A 13,767-nucleotide genomic window follows, 5' to 3' on the forward strand; every position below is an offset into this window, starting at 1 on the left:
CGGTCCCCCATAGTCGCCGGGCTGATGCCCTGATTTCATAGAGCTATTATAGCATAGTTTCGTAGATTATGACAAAACTCTCCCGGATTTCATGAAATTCTGGAAAATCCATTGCAACGCCCCGGCAAATCAACTACAATAAAAGAAAAAGCCCAGGGGAGGCGCAAACCTATGAATCGACGCGATAAGATCAACTATTATCTGGACATTGCCCAAACGGTGCTGGAACGGGGTACCTGCCTCAGAAGGAATTTCGGCGCCATCATTGTAAAAAACGACGAGATTATCTCCACCGGCTATGTGGGAGCCCCTCGGGGCCGGAAAAACTGTTGTGACCTGGGCTATTGTACCCGAGAAAAGCTAGGAATCCCCCGGGGGGAGCGGTATGAGCTATGCCGGTCGGTCCACGCAGAGGCAAACGCCATTATCTCCGCCTCCCGGGCGGATATGATCGGTAGCACCCTCTATCTGGTGGGCCGGGACTACGCCACCAAGGAGCTGGTCAAGGAGGCCAATCCCTGTGCCATGTGCAAGCGGATGATTATCAATGCCGGTATCAGCACCGTGGTGGTCCGGGATACTCCAGAGGATTTCCGGGTCATCTATGTTTATGACGAGTGGGTCATGAACGACGAATCCCTCGAGGGGAAACGGGGCTATTAATGCTGAGGGACGTCTCTTTTGGGGCGTCCCTTTTTTGCGCAAAAATCCTAATTGTCCTTTGTCTGCACAATATTGTATAGGAGCCACCGGCAAAATGCCGGCGGCTCCTTTTTAGGCGGATTTGGAATCCTTTTTCCGGTGTTTCTCTACCTTTTCGAAAAAATCCTCGCTGGTCAGGTCGTGGGGACGGTTGTTGCGCTTAAGGTGAAACAGCTGGTCTGGTTCCCGTGTCAGATAATTGATCCCCTCCTCTGAAGAAAAGGTGCCAAGAAAGCCCATCTCCTTGAGAGCCTCATCTGTTTCTTCGCAATAAAAACCGAAGGGATAGGCAAAAAAGGTGGCCTCTTTGCCCAGCATCTCCCGAATCCGGTCGGACAGCTTTCCCACATCCGCTCGGAGCATGGCCTTGTATTCCTCAGCCCCTTCCCCCCAGTTTTTCTTGCACCCCTTACGGCCCTGGTCGGTAGTGTGCAAATCATAGGTGTGGTTTTGGATATCGGCCGTTCCTGTGTTCTCCATAGAGAGCAGCTGATCCCAGTTGAGATGGGAATAATTTACATGCAGGTCTCCCCGCTCGCTGTAAAGATCGGTGTATTTACCGATAATGGAGATCACCGCCTTCATGTTGTATTTCTTGAGCAGCGGATAGGCATAAAAATAGTTGGAGTAGTAGCCGTCGTCAAAGGTAATCATAATGGGCTTTTCCGGAAGAGATTTCCCATGATAGACATATCCGATGAGGTCATCGGTGTCAATGGTGGTATAACCATGGCTTTGGATATACTGCAGGTCCTTTTCAAACTCCGTCGGGGTAATGGTGTAAGCGCCCAACTGCTGGCCGTATTTCAGGACATGATGGTACATCAAAATGGGCAGTTCTACCGGGGCTTCTCCCCCCTCCGCCGAAGAGGATACTGCCGCCGGAGTATGCAGCAGCGCCGCAACTCCCGCCAAAAAAATGCCGCCCGTGACCACCAGAGCCGCTACCAGCGCCCGGCGTCGGAGCCGGATGACTTTGGGGAAGATCATCTTGCCCGCCTCCCTTTTCGTCTGCTCCGCGAAAAACATCCAGATGCAGACGGGTCTGCTTCTAATATATTGCAGGGAAGCTGCAATCATTACTGCCGGACAAGGCAAAAAGAGCCTTCCCCTCAAGAAACAACGGCATCCTCCGAGATCAATCGGTGAATGCCGTTTATTTTTCATCAATGTCAGGCTGATAGAGAAGAATATCCTCCACCCGGCAGTCGAGAATCCTGCATAGGTCGTTAATCAGCTGGGTGGATATTCCCATATTATGTCGCAGACGGTGAACGGTATGGCTGCTCATGCCGAATTTCGAGATCAGGGTATAAGTGGTGACATTTTTCTCCTTCATGGTTTTCCACAACGGTGTATATACAATCATTGCACCACCAGCCTCCCGGTGACAGTCATTATAATATCAGTATAAAATATGCTCCATCTATTGAATATTATCCAAATATGGACTATAATATCCATGGGGAAAGTATTGACTTTCCAGGACGACGGGTGTAGACTAAATAGGACGACAAGTGTAGACCCAATAATTAAAAATTCAAAGCAAGCGACGTCCTTCCCCTATCACTGACAGATGATCTATCAAAAGGAGGGGCGAATATGGAAACACAGAAAAACTTGAGAGAAAATCGTCCTTTCTCCCATAACCCAGAATTTCTGAACAAGCGAAAGCTCCGCCGGATATTGGCTGTCTCCTTTACTGTTGTGTCCCTATTCATCGCTCTTTGCTGTCTGGCCGCAGCGAGTATGGCTGCCGTCCGTTTATTTTTTCTAATGTCACGGAACGATCTCCATGGTATTCCATCTTTTTTCCAAAACAGCCAAACCTTGTCCTTTCCCCAGCAGAGCATTAGTTTTGGGATAGATCGGATGAACATACCTACTTCTTTCCATTTACATCAACCGAAAGGGGATGCACACCTTGGAATTTCTCGATCCCAGAAATCTCATGGAATATGAAGATTTTGTCATACATCATCCTATGGGTACTTTTATGCAATCTTACAAATGGGCTAAAGTCAAGTCCAACTGGGGCTGTTCCATCATTGTGAGCCGTGATCGGGATACCCAGAAGATTGTGGGCTCTGTCATGCTCTTATCCAAGCGGATTCCACTGCTGGGTGCCAGCATTCTCTATGCGCCGAGAGGACCTTTATGCTCCCCTGATGCACCGGAGGTTTTAGAAGATCTCATGACAGGGGTCCAGATGGTGGCCAAAAAGCACAATGCCTTTTTGCTGAAAATCGATCCCTATGCAGAAGAGACCGATGAAGCGTTGATTGCCCTTTTTACCAATTTAGGATTTCGCTACCAGCCCGATCAGAAGGATCTGACCACTGTACAGACTCGGATTAACTATGTCTTGGATTTAACTGGGAAAACTGCGGAAGAAATCTTTAGTAGCTTCCACAGCAAATGCCGGTATAATATCCGGTTGGCCATGCGTCACGGTGTCCAATGCTTGGTCCAGGACAAATCTCATATTGGGGAGTTTTATCGTCTCTATGAAATTACCGCCCAACGGGATGGCTTTGTCCCTCGGCCTCAGGCGTACTTTGAGCGTATTTTGGATAGCATGCAACTGAATGGACGGCTGTATCTCTGTTACTACGATGGCCAGGCGATCTCGGGAGCCATTGCTATCAATTATGGCGGAAAAACCTGTTATCTCTACGGTGCCTCCTCTAACGAGCATCGCAATGTAATGCCCAATTATTTGATGCAGTGGGAAATGATCCAATGGGCCATAGAAACAAGATGCCATACCTACGATTTCCAGGGGATCCCCTTTCATGATGATCCCCAAAGCAGCTATTACGGCATCTATCAGTTCAAGAAATCTTTTAATGGCCGGATTGAAAAGCTGGTTGGGGATTTTGATTATGTGCTTCGGCCCAGCGTGCATCGAGCCTTTACATTGTTGGGCGGTCTTCATCGGAAGATGGCCAGTCAGCTCCACGCATTACATAAATAATATTAGTGTCGCCCTGCCTTTAAGTTAATAGGCAGGGCGATTTCTGGTTGAATTTTATTCGTACATTTGGTATAATATAAACCACTTCCATTACCATGGAGACGTATCGAAGTGGTCGTAACGAGAACGACTCGAAATCGTTTTGTCTAGAGATAGGCACGTGGGTTCGAATCCCACCGTCTCCGCCATCGAAAAATCCAGTAACCATGCGGGTTTCTGGATTTTTCTTTTTTTGCGCCCGCTCCCTTGCTCCTCCTTTTCCGCAAAAGGGCACGCTCGACTCGCCTGTTCGGCTGTAAGAGCCCTTACATCGAAAATGTCTTTTTCATATGGCTCAGGTTTTTTGCCTTTTCGCTCGAGTTTGTAGCGGTTATCGATTTCGCAACAGCCAGACAGACCTGCGGTCAGCAATTCGCGACCGCAGGTCTTTATTTTCACATCTATGAATATTACCCATAGATTTTCTTCTTTACTTTCCCCCTTTTTTATGATATAGATTAAGAAAATAATAAAGATACTCCATGCAAATTCAACGTCTCAGGCCCTGCTCCCAAGACGAATGATCTGAAGAAAAACAGAAATGATCACATACAGGAGGTATTAGCCGAAATATGATTACCATAAGAAATGAAACACAGGCAGACTATAAACAGGTGGAAGACATGACACGAAAAGCATTCTGGAACCTTTATGTTCCAGGATGTATGGAGCACTATTTGGTGCACATCATGCGAGACCACCAAGATTTTCTTCCAGAATTAGATCTGGTCATGGAATTAGACCAGCAGATCATTGGCAATATGATGTATACCAAAGCAAAACTCATCGATGAAGACGGGAACGAAAAGAGTATCCTTACCTTTGGGCCTATCAGCATTCTGCCAGAATATCAGCGAAAGGGCTACGGAAAAAAACTGATGGAATATTCCTTCGAGAAAGCGTCTGCTCTCGGATACGACGCCATCGTCATCTTTGGGAATCCAGCCAATTATGTAAGCCGAGGCTTTAAAAGCTGTAAAAAGTATAATATTTGCCTTGAGGACGGAACCTTCCCGGCAGCTATGTTGGTAAAAGAACTCCGTCCAGGGGCTTTGGATGGGAGGAAATGGGGCTATCATCAAAGCCCTGTTTTTGATATCGATGAGAAAGAAGCCCAGCGCTATGATGAAGGACTAGAACAACTTGAAAAGAAATATCAGCCCAGCCAGGAAGAATTTTATATCCATAGCCACTCTCTAATCTTCTAGTTCTCAATCAAGTATAGAAAAAGAGGCCGTTTTTTTAACGGCCTCTTTTTCTACCTATCTACGGGATCTTTTTCCCCGGGTGGCTTATTCCCCTGTCCGCAGATTTTCTACGGTACGCTCCTCCACCTGTACCTCCGAAAAGTCCCGGCTGCCTCCTTCACCCAGCGGGGCCTGAGCAACCAGACCCGCTTTGATCTTCTGCCCCATTGGGACATGGCAAAAGCGGATGAGGTCAAAGCTTTCCCCATCCAGAGAGAAAAATACCGCAAAATCATTCCCTTTTCGGGCTATTTTCAACCAAATGGATTCTCTATCTACATAAGGGCCGATGGCATCATCCGAAACGCCATTGGTCACTACACTGATGGCTGCTGTCCTGCCATTGTCCACCACTTCCAGGCAGCCTTTGACCCAATGGCGCTCATCCCCATACAAAATAAGCCCCGCACCATCATATTTGTTATGAGGCGACATGGCTGCCTTCGCCTGAATGACGCAATCACCCTCTACCTCCTGGTAATAGATAGAAGCACTGTGTACCACCTCTCCGCCATCCAGCGGCGCAAAAAGATCTGTCTTATCCCGCGCTGTGATAGAGACGCCCCCTTGGACAGCCTCTGCCCTGCTTTCGTTGATCCACTGATCCATTTGATCTCTCCTTCTTTCTCAGCAACACGGATATTCTCACATATAGAGTCAAAAACATCCGGCGGAAGTAAACCCACCGGATGTTTTCATCTCTGATCCGCCGTGATTTTTATTTTTTCCCGAAGCTTTCCGCTTCCAACTCACGCATGCGGTCTACCTTGCGCTGACTCTTTGTCTGGAACTCTTTGGCGTCCAGGAAAGCCTCCAGCACCTTCTTGGCATGCTCTACACCAATGACTCTCTCGCCCATGGTGATGATGTTGGCATCGTTGCTCTTTTTCAGTCTTTCCGCAGAAAACACATCGTGGCAGGTCCCTGCATAGGCGCCCTGGACCTTGTTGGCGCACATGGCCACTCCCAAGCCGGTACCGCAGACCAGAATTCCCCGGTCATACTCTCCAGCTGCCACCTTCCGGGCCAGATTAAAGGCCACATCGGGATAGTCGCAGTCATGGGTCTTCTGGTAAGCCAAATCATCGATTTCGTAACCTAATGCTTTGGCGTGCTCATACAGTGCCTGTTTCAGGTTTTCAGCCGCATCGTCGCAATCTATGACCAGTCTCATGCTCGTTACCTCCTATTGCAACAGGGAAATGATGGAATCTGCAATGGTGCACAGCAGCAGGCAGCAGGATGTAGCGCCTGCGTCCAGCACCCCGCGGGAACGCTCGCCCAGACGGCTGGCCCGGCCCTTCTTGGCCACCAAATCCTTGGTGGAATCCCGGCCTGCTTCTGCCGCCGCCTTCATCTTGGTCAGCGCTGTGGCAAAATCGTCGCCGCCGTCCACCGCCGCGCAGTAAGCAGCCGCAGCCGGAGCCACAGTATCCAGCAGGGTCTTGTCCCCCACCTCGGCACCGCCAATATTGCGGATTCCTTCTTCCGCTTTTGTAATCATCTCTTTGAAAACATCTTTGTCAATGTCTTCCTTGCCCTTGCTGGCACGGAACATGGCACGGAAAATACAGCCATACAGAGGGCCCATAGAACCGCCGATATCCTCCATCAACACATTGGAAAGGGTTTTCAGGCTGGCGGACATATTGCCCGGCTCCTGATCCAGGGCCTCTTTGCACATGGTGAAACCCTTGTTCATGTTAATACCGTGGTCTCCATCGCCAATAAGGCCGTCAATATCGCTAAGGTATTGTTTATTGTCCTGAATCGCCTGGATCATGTCGTAGACGATCTTTGCGCCGTCTTCGTTTTTAAAACTGCTTGCCATGGTAGCATTCCTCCTTGATCGGTTGTGACATAAGTCTTACCCATGTGGGATCACATGGGTAAGACTTCAACATGTATTCCTTTATTTGGGAAGCTGGGTCAGTCCCATGCAGCTGCATTCCATATCGATGCACTCTTTCAGCTCATCGTCCAATTTCATCAGGGAAAGGGTAATGCCATTCATCTCCAGGGAGGTGAAGTAATTTCCTACATAGGATTTATAGATCTTGATTCCCCGGGCGGTAAGCTCTTCCTCCACATTGTTAAAGAAAATATACTGCTCCAACAACGGTGTAGAACCCAAACCGGAAACCAGAACTACCACCTCATCGCCGCTGGCAAAAGGAAGATCGGGAACGATGGTATCCACCATCTCCTTGGCCATTTCCTTGGCGGTGGCCAGAGGCTTCACCGCGATGCCCGGCTCACCGTGATGGCCGATGCCCACTTCCATGGTGCCTGGCTCGATGGTGAAGTTGGGATGTCCCACCTCAGGAATGGTGCAGGGAGCAAGGCCAATGCCCATGCTGCGGGTGTTATCAATAGCCTTCTGAGCAGCGGCAATGACGCCGTCCAGATCGGCGCCCATAGCAGCTTTGGCTCCGCCTACCTTCCACATGAGGATTTCACCGGCAACTCCACGGCGGGTTTCTCTCCTGTCTTTGGGAGCAGAAGGAACGTCGTCGTTGGCCACCACGGTTTTTACAACGATGTCGTCGTCTTCCGCCATCTCAATGGCCATCTTGACATTCATGTTGTCGCCGGCATAGTTGCCATATAAACAGGCAACGCCAGCACCACCGTCGGCTGCCACAAAGGCGTCGTAGAACATCTTTGCGGGCGGGGAGGAAAAAAGCTCACCCATAGCCACAGCATCCACCATATTTTTGCCCACATAGCCCACAAAGGCGGGTTTATGTCCGCTACCGCCGCCGGTCACGATACCGACACGGCCCTTTTGGGGTGCATTTTTATATTTGAGAACCCTCTTGTTTTTGGTGGTGGCAAGGGTGTCCGGCATCGCCTTGGCAACGCCCTCGATCATTTCATCCACCACGGTCTGCGGATTGTTGATGATCTTTTGCACGATGAAAAACCTCCATTCGATTTTAATTCCAAGGGGCGGGAAGCTTCAAACAGCTCCGTTTTTTCATATTTCCGCAGTCTGGTCAAGCTGTCCGCTATTTCTGGACAATTCGCCAAATAGTGCGGATTTTTTTCAGATATTCCATGAAATTATTATAGTTTATCAGATAACAATTGTCAATTTCGATTTAATGTTTTATAATAAGTTTTGGGAGTAGACAGTGTATGTAAGTACAAGTTTACAAATTCTTGACAATCTTTTTTAGCGGGAAGCACCAAATCCACTTTGTTCTTTCCGTGAAATTGCCAAGGCCCATTCCCTCGATTATAGGCAACCAAAACCAAATTACATAAGGAGGTAACACAATGATTTCCAAACCCAAAATTGGTGTTCTCGCGTTTTCCGACGGTGATCCCGATGCCTTTGAGCTGCTCAAGCCCATTGTAGAACGGGAGTACAACTATGTGGTAGATGCCCTGCGGGATTCCGGAGAGGTAGAGCTTGTCCTGGGCGAGCGGATTGTCAATTCCGTAGAGGTGGCCAAGGAAGAGGCACAGAAGATGGTGGCCCAGAATGTGGATGGCATGATCTTTTCCTATGGCGTTTTCGCCTTCCCCAATTTCTCCGCGATTGCCGCCAAATTTGGCAAGGGCCCTTATATGCTGGTGGCCGGCTTTAAACCCGACTGGCCGGGCATGGTTGCCATGCTGGCTGCGGGAGGCGCCCTCCATCACCTGGGTATTGAGCACTTCCGCACCGCTGGGGACGTCAAGGATCCTGCCATCCTCCAAAAGCTCATCACCTTTGCCAAGTGCGCCCGGGTGGTTAACCGCTTGAAGGGTTCCACCTACGGCCTTATCGGCGGACGGAGCCTGGGGATGTATTCCGCCACCGTCAGCATGCAGCAGTGGCAGGATAAGTTCGGCATCGACATCGAGCACGTGGATCAGTCCGAAATCATCCGGCTGGCCGAGGAGGTCCCTGAGGAGACAGTGGAAAAGGCCTTCCAGTGGCTCACTGACAATGTGGCAGAGATCAAATATGACGGCAATCGTCTGACCCCTGAAAAACTCAAGACGCAGATCCGCCATTATGAAGCCACCAAGATGATCCGCGACCACTATAACTTTGATTTTATCGGCGTGAAATGTCATTATGAAATGAGCAAGCATGTCTGCACCCAATGTCTCACCGCCGCTTTCATGAACGACCCCTATGACTGGAATGGACCCAAAGAGCCCACCGTTATGGCCTGTGAGGCCGATTCCGATGCGGCGCTGACCATGCAGATTCTCAAACTGCTCACCGAGGATCCCGTCCTCTTTATGGATGTCCGTCATTACGACGCAGATTATGACGTCATGGTCTTCTGCAACTGCGGTTCCGAGTCCACCTACTATGCAGGACGTTCCGATGACTACAAGGAAAATCTGAAAAACGTCACCCTGTATCCATGCCTGGATCTGTATCCCGGCGGCGGTTGCCATGTCAACTGCATGACCGCTCCTGGACAGGCCACCATTGCCCGCCTCAACCGGTATAAGGATCGCTATCGCATGACCATCATTCCCGCAGAGTTTGTCACCCTGCCCCGGGAAAAGATGAAGGAGACCACCGAAGAGTGGCCCCATGTCTTCGCGAAGCTGCCTTTCGACCATGAAATCTTTATTCAGAAGTTTGACGCCAACCACTGCCATGCCGTTTATGGCGACCATGTGGAAGAGCTAAAAACCATCTGCAAGATGCTGGACATCGACGTCGAAGTCCTGGGAGAATAACTGATACCATATAAAAAGCCCGGCAACCGTAGTTGCCGGGCTTTTGCTTTGATTACCAAAGGCCAGAGCTTGTAAAGGAAATTTGCAGAATGGCCCAACCTAACAGTTGGAAGGTGATGTAGGAGGTAATAATAAACATAATGATGAACGCCAACGGGTAGAGGAAATAGGTCTTGTTGTCATCCGCCTGGGTGGCAATCCGGGCGGCGTGGTAGGAGTTCATCATCCAAAATGCCAACGCCGCAATGGAGATATACAGGGACCAATCAGGGATGAGCAGCGCCAGAATGGTGGCCAGCAGGATACAGATGGTAGCCGGGAAGGTGGACACGCCCATGGCTGCCAGGACACCTTTAAAGTTAACCTGTGATTTGCAAATTTTCCCCATAAGGAAGGTCAAACCGCATAGCAGGAAATAACCGATCACTGCCATCACCAGCCCACACAGGAAGAAGGGGAAGAAAGGCAGGCTCATACCAATCCCCATAAAGGAGCCCAGACCAGCTCCCATGAGATCCGCCATGATCGCTCCCAATCGGCTGACAAATACCCCCAAAAACAGGGCGACAAACAGGGCGTTGACACCAGCAAAGAAAAAGCCCATCCCCACGTCCTGATGCTCAGTGGCAGCCTTAACCATATCACTGGGTTTTTTAAAGAATGCGCTAATCAGATTGCCCACATTGCGGAAGAAAATTCCTACCTTACCCGGTTGATGGGGTTGATAGGTTTGTTGGGGCGGCATCTGTCCAGGATACAACGGCTGCCCAGCAGGCTGGCCATTGCCGCCGCTATAGCCATATCCTTCTCCCTGCGGTCCGCCATAGGAAGGCCCTTGCTGAGACTGTTGGCCGTCTGAAGGTGTTCCATAGTATTCCTCATAAGGCGTTTGCTCAGGTGCATCATATTGGTTCTGGGGGGCTTGCCCCATTTCATCTGCCGACGGAGAAGAAACCGGTTCTTCCTTTTGGGCTGTCATCACCGGCGGCTGTGCTGGCTGCTGGCAGCTACAGATCTCTCCCTCCATCAGAGGTTTCCCACAATTCGTACAATAGGGCATCTGTCGTCTCCTCCTCACAAACCGGGTACAGAACCCGGTGTTCTCTTTGTCTTTACTTTACCATAATCGCCTCCATCTTTCAAGAATCGGCAGATAAATTTCTCTTGGAAAAAGTGACTGATTTTGCTTTTTATCTTTATAACATGATACAAATATCGTCAGAAATAGATATAAACTTAAAATTTACATCAAAAATATTGTATTTTATGCCGGTATATGCTATGATTTTAACGGTAACTCTGTTCTAACTTATTGCTATAGAGAAAAGAGAGAGGGAAATGACAAAGGTTGTAAAACACAACTCCATGCGCAGCACCAATACACTGGCGTTATTCGAATGTATCCGAAAACATGGGCCCATTACAAAAAAGGAAATCCAGCAGCACACAGGGCTGAGTTGGGGCAGTATTTCCACCATCGCCCTGGAGCTGATTTCTAAAAAGCTGATTGTGGAAATCAAGAGCAATGAGTCAATGGTAGGCCGTACGCCCTGCCTGTTGGATATCAGTAACACCGACAATTTTATCATCGGTGTAGATGTCAACCTTTCCGGACTGACCGCCGCTCTCATCGATTTGAAATGCCGGGTCATCAAACAGGTGCGGGAGGAAATGTTTTCCCCCAATAGAACCAATATCCTTACCAAAATCAAACTGATGATCTCACAGCTTATCGCATCGGTAGACGACAAAAAGAAAATCAAGGGGATTGGGCTGGCTATGCCGGGGGATATTGATATTCAAAATGGTATTTCTGTCTTTGTCCCTCACTTTGAAGACTTCTCTCAAGTTCCTGTCAAGCAGATTTTGGAGGAGGAATTCGGTATTGAGGTCATGATTGAACACGACCCCAACTGCATGGCCTTGACAGAGCGCTACATGGGCCTTGCCCAGAACGTAAACAACTTTATGTTTATCCGTCTCTCCATGGGAATTGGTATGAGCATTATTTTCGATGGCAAAATTTATCGTGGGCTCAACGGCAGTGCCGGTCAATTCGGGCATATTACCATGAATCCCGACGGTCCCCGTTGTTCCTGCGGCAACTACGGCTGTTTAGAGACCTATGCTTCCTGTGAGACAATCCTGCGCAAATCCCGGGAAGGGCTGAAGATGGGCCGCGCTCCTGTGCTGGAAACCCTCCTTGCTCAGGGAGACCGTCTCAATCTCGCCACCATTGCCAAAGCTGCCCGGGGAGCCGACGAATTCATCCTAGGTATCTTTGACGATGCCGCCACCTATTTGGGGATTGCCATTGCCAATGTGGTCAATATCTTCAATCCCGAACTCATTATCCTCGGCGGCGATCTGATGAATTATCAGGATGTTTTTTTATCCAAGATGAAGCGTTTTGTGGACTTCAAATGCTGGAAAAACGCCAAGCATCCCATTGAGGTTTCCACCTTTGGCTCAGAGGCTGCCGCTATCGGTGCCGCTCTTCTGTTCAGCGATAAAATCTATCAAAACGCTGTGGAAAGCGAATCATCTCTCCCTATTCGGCAGTGACACCAAGATAAGACGAACGATCCACGTTGTTATCGGGAACGGGAAGCTATGTCCCGTTTCCCCTTTGAATATAATTGATATGATTGAAATGGAGGAATCCACATGCCATATTGCAGTAACTGCGGCGCCAAGCTTCCTGATTCGGCGTCATTTTGCAGTGAATGCGGCGCCAAGGTTGTCCGTGCATCCCGGGAAGGAGCTGCTCCCGCTGGGAATACAGCTTCCCGCCCTGATCCCAGTACTACATCCCGAAAGCCGGTGGACGGCTTCTCTTTTGATCCTGGCAACCGCCAGACCAATGCCCAGGACGGCTTTCATTTTCAGCCGGAGGAACCATCAGAGCCGGCGTCTGATGGCGAAACATTCTCTTTCCATTCCAACGCCAGTTCCCGGCAAGGCCCTGACTTTGGGGATTTCCCGCAGGCGTCTTCCAAACCATACCAATCTTTTTTAGACGATGAAGACGATTTTTCTTTTCAGCCTCCTAGGTCTTCTTCCTCGAGCCAAGGATTTTCTTCCTTTGACGATACGGACGACTTTAGCGGCTTTCAAAAGCCATATGTCAGCTATGACTCCGACGGAATAGGGGGCACCTCCAATCGGTCCAGGAGTTCTTCATCCGGCAGTGCCCGCCGGTCTACTCCCCCAAAAGCTTCTCAAGCCAGAGGCAAAGGGACTTCCAAAAAAGGCGGAAAGAAAAAACGGGGCTGGATTGTCCTGCTATGTATCATTCTGGTGGCTGCTGTAGGGCTGGGTATCTTTTTCTTGACCCGGTCCAATGTGGATACGTCGGAACTCTATACCCAAGCGATCCTTTTGATGGACCAAGGGGATTACGAGGGAGCCTCCGAGCTGCTCCTCGATATCCTAGACGAGGAACCGGACAATGTGGACGCCATGCTCCGGCTGGCTGACTGCTATGTCAATATGGGGGATTCGGCGCGAGCGGCAGAACTTCTCCAGGCAGGTTATGAGCAAACTCAGGATGAGCGGCTACAGACGGCTTTAGCAGAGTTGGATACTACTGGGGAGGCTGATACCACTACACCGGCGGAAACCACAACAACCCCGCCTCCCGAGACCACCACCACTCCACCCCCTGTTTCAGAGCCTCCCTTTGATCTGTCCGATGCTTTTCTCGGGAATTATGACGACTACAGCGAGCAATTTGGCCAGCTTTATAACCAAGAGAACACCTCCGACACCTACACGGATGCCGATGGCAACGAGGTTGAGCTGCAAAGCGCTACCTACACCTACAACGGCCTGATCGTCTCCACCCAAAACGGAAGGATCACCAACATGACCGTCTATTTCGATCAGGATGTCAACTATACCGTACTGGGGATTGGAAAAGGCGCCACCTATAACGAGACCTTAAACGCGCTAGGCACTCCTGAAACAGCCGCTGCGGAAAATGAATACGACACCCTGGTTTATCTCCCAGAAAACGGTGAAGCCGTCAAGTATTACTTCCTAGACGATGAACTTTCCTTTGCCACCATCTTTTTAGGATATTCCCAAAATGGCTAAGGAAAAACG

At 49.6% G+C, this 13,767-nt stretch carries 14 protein-coding genes and 1 tRNA gene; 8 read left to right on the forward strand and 7 right to left on the reverse strand.

From position 1 onward, the window contains the following. Positions 1–171 precede the first annotated feature (171 nt). Positions 172–663 (forward strand): deaminase, encoded by a 492-nt coding sequence (locus tag WGC32_RS06405; RefSeq protein WP_191509620.1) that lies wholly within the window; start codon positions 172–174, stop codon positions 661–663. A gap of 111 nt (positions 664–774) precedes the next feature. Here WGC32_RS06405 and WGC32_RS06410 read toward each other — a convergent pair whose 3' ends face one another. Together WGC32_RS06410 and WGC32_RS06415 are read right to left on the reverse strand one after the other, a co-directional pair. Beyond that, the gene (locus WGC32_RS06410; protein ID WP_342681085.1) at positions 775–1,692 is read right to left on the reverse strand and encodes a polysaccharide deacetylase family protein; all 918 of its coding nucleotides are present in this window, start codon (positions 1,690–1,692) and stop codon (positions 775–777) included. A gap of 166 nt (positions 1,693–1,858) precedes the next feature. Then, positions 1,859–2,071 carry a helix-turn-helix domain-containing protein gene (locus tag WGC32_RS06415; RefSeq protein WP_342681086.1) on the reverse strand — a complete coding sequence of 71 codons (213 nt, stop codon included), beginning with the start codon at positions 2,069–2,071 and terminating at the stop codon, positions 1,859–1,861. 233 nt (positions 2,072–2,304) lie between these two features. Here WGC32_RS06415 and WGC32_RS06420 point away from each other — a divergent pair, with 233 nt between their 5' ends. From WGC32_RS06420 to WGC32_RS06435, 4 genes are all read left to right on the forward strand, one after another. After that, positions 2,305–2,664 (forward strand): hypothetical protein, encoded by a 360-nt coding sequence (locus tag WGC32_RS06420; protein WP_342681087.1) that lies wholly within the window; start codon positions 2,305–2,307, stop codon positions 2,662–2,664. Positions 2,665–2,698: 34 nt separating this feature from the next. Continuing rightward, positions 2,699–3,679: a lipid II:glycine glycyltransferase FemX gene (locus tag WGC32_RS06425; protein ID WP_342681088.1), complete on the forward strand. Its 981-nt coding sequence runs from the start codon at positions 2,699–2,701 to the stop codon at positions 3,677–3,679. 97 nt (positions 3,680–3,776) lie between these two features. Next, positions 3,777–3,867 (forward strand) — tRNA-Ser (locus WGC32_RS06430). A gap of 423 nt (positions 3,868–4,290) precedes the next feature. After that, the gene (locus WGC32_RS06435; RefSeq protein ID WP_342681089.1) at positions 4,291–4,926 is read left to right on the forward strand and encodes a GNAT family N-acetyltransferase; all 636 of its coding nucleotides are present in this window, start codon (positions 4,291–4,293) and stop codon (positions 4,924–4,926) included. Positions 4,927–5,010: 84 nt separating this feature from the next. Here the strand turns inward: WGC32_RS06435 and WGC32_RS06440 are convergent, their stop codons facing one another. From WGC32_RS06440 to WGC32_RS06455, 4 genes are all read right to left on the reverse strand, one after another. Continuing rightward, positions 5,011–5,574 carry a DUF1349 domain-containing protein gene (locus WGC32_RS06440; protein WP_342681090.1) on the reverse strand — a complete coding sequence of 188 codons (564 nt, stop codon included), beginning with the start codon at positions 5,572–5,574 and terminating at the stop codon, positions 5,011–5,013. 109 nt (positions 5,575–5,683) lie between these two features. Next, the gene (locus WGC32_RS06445) at positions 5,684–6,139 is read right to left on the reverse strand and encodes an RpiB/LacA/LacB family sugar-phosphate isomerase (protein WP_191482898.1); all 456 of its coding nucleotides are present in this window, start codon (positions 6,137–6,139) and stop codon (positions 5,684–5,686) included. Between the two features lie 12 nt (positions 6,140–6,151). Further along, the gene (dhaL, locus tag WGC32_RS06450) at positions 6,152–6,796 is read right to left on the reverse strand and encodes a dihydroxyacetone kinase subunit DhaL (protein WP_191482899.1); all 645 of its coding nucleotides are present in this window, start codon (positions 6,794–6,796) and stop codon (positions 6,152–6,154) included. A gap of 81 nt (positions 6,797–6,877) precedes the next feature. Then, positions 6,878–7,882, reverse strand: a complete 1,005-nt coding sequence (locus WGC32_RS06455) for a dihydroxyacetone kinase subunit DhaK (protein WP_191482900.1) — start codon at positions 7,880–7,882, stop codon at positions 6,878–6,880. 365 nt (positions 7,883–8,247) lie between these two features. Here WGC32_RS06455 and WGC32_RS06460 point away from each other — a divergent pair, with 365 nt between their 5' ends. Beyond that, a complete protein-coding gene (locus tag WGC32_RS06460) occupies positions 8,248–9,660 on the forward strand; it encodes an L-fucose/L-arabinose isomerase family protein (RefSeq protein ID WP_342681091.1) in 1,413 nt (470 codons plus the stop codon). A gap of 52 nt (positions 9,661–9,712) precedes the next feature. Here WGC32_RS06460 and WGC32_RS06465 read toward each other — a convergent pair whose 3' ends face one another. Then, on the reverse strand, positions 9,713–10,720 hold the full coding sequence (locus tag WGC32_RS06465) for a Yip1 family protein (protein ID WP_191510541.1): 1,008 nt from the start codon (positions 10,718–10,720) through the stop codon (positions 9,713–9,715). 278 nt (positions 10,721–10,998) lie between these two features. Between WGC32_RS06465 and WGC32_RS06470 the strand changes: the two genes are divergently transcribed. Beyond that, positions 10,999–12,225 carry an ROK family protein gene (locus WGC32_RS06470; RefSeq protein WP_342681092.1) on the forward strand — a complete coding sequence of 409 codons (1,227 nt, stop codon included), beginning with the start codon at positions 10,999–11,001 and terminating at the stop codon, positions 12,223–12,225. A gap of 102 nt (positions 12,226–12,327) precedes the next feature. Continuing rightward, the gene (locus WGC32_RS06475) at positions 12,328–13,758 is read left to right on the forward strand and encodes a tetratricopeptide repeat protein (RefSeq protein WP_342681093.1); all 1,431 of its coding nucleotides are present in this window, start codon (positions 12,328–12,330) and stop codon (positions 13,756–13,758) included. Positions 13,759–13,767 lie beyond the last annotated feature (9 nt).

It is taken from the genome of Zongyangia acetica, assembly GCF_038739695.1.
Lineage (GTDB): Bacteria > Bacillota > Clostridia > Oscillospirales > Ruminococcaceae > Zongyangia > Zongyangia gallinarum.

Bases quoted from the DNA above. Each gene is read 5' to 3' on its own strand.
- WGC32_RS06435 (WP_342681089.1), top strand. From the start codon at position 4,291: ATGATTACCATAAGAAATGAAACACAGGCAGACTATAAACAGGTGGAA.
- WGC32_RS06415 (WP_342681086.1), bottom strand. From the start codon at position 2,071: ATGATTGTATATACACCGTTGTGGAAAACCATGAAGGAGAAAAATGTC.
- WGC32_RS06470 (WP_342681092.1), top strand. From the start codon at position 10,999: ATGACAAAGGTTGTAAAACACAACTCCATGCGCAGCACCAATACACTG.
- WGC32_RS06425 (WP_342681088.1), top strand. From the start codon at position 2,699: ATGCAATCTTACAAATGGGCTAAAGTCAAGTCCAACTGGGGCTGTTCC.
- WGC32_RS06440 (WP_342681090.1), bottom strand. From the start codon at position 5,574: ATGGATCAGTGGATCAACGAAAGCAGGGCAGAGGCTGTCCAAGGGGGC.
- dhaL (WP_191482899.1), bottom strand. From the start codon at position 6,796: ATGGCAAGCAGTTTTAAAAACGAAGACGGCGCAAAGATCGTCTACGAC.
- WGC32_RS06465 (WP_191510541.1), bottom strand. From the start codon at position 10,720: ATGCCCTATTGTACGAATTGTGGGAAACCTCTGATGGAGGGAGAGATC.
- WGC32_RS06475 (WP_342681093.1), top strand. From the start codon at position 12,328: ATGCCATATTGCAGTAACTGCGGCGCCAAGCTTCCTGATTCGGCGTCA.
- WGC32_RS06460 (WP_342681091.1), top strand. From the start codon at position 8,248: ATGATTTCCAAACCCAAAATTGGTGTTCTCGCGTTTTCCGACGGTGAT.
- WGC32_RS06420 (WP_342681087.1), top strand. From the start codon at position 2,305: ATGGAAACACAGAAAAACTTGAGAGAAAATCGTCCTTTCTCCCATAAC.
- WGC32_RS06410 (WP_342681085.1), bottom strand. From the start codon at position 1,692: ATGATCTTCCCCAAAGTCATCCGGCTCCGACGCCGGGCGCTGGTAGCG.
- WGC32_RS06405 (WP_191509620.1), top strand. From the start codon at position 172: ATGAATCGACGCGATAAGATCAACTATTATCTGGACATTGCCCAAACG.
- WGC32_RS06445 (WP_191482898.1), bottom strand. From the start codon at position 6,139: ATGAGACTGGTCATAGATTGCGACGATGCGGCTGAAAACCTGAAACAG.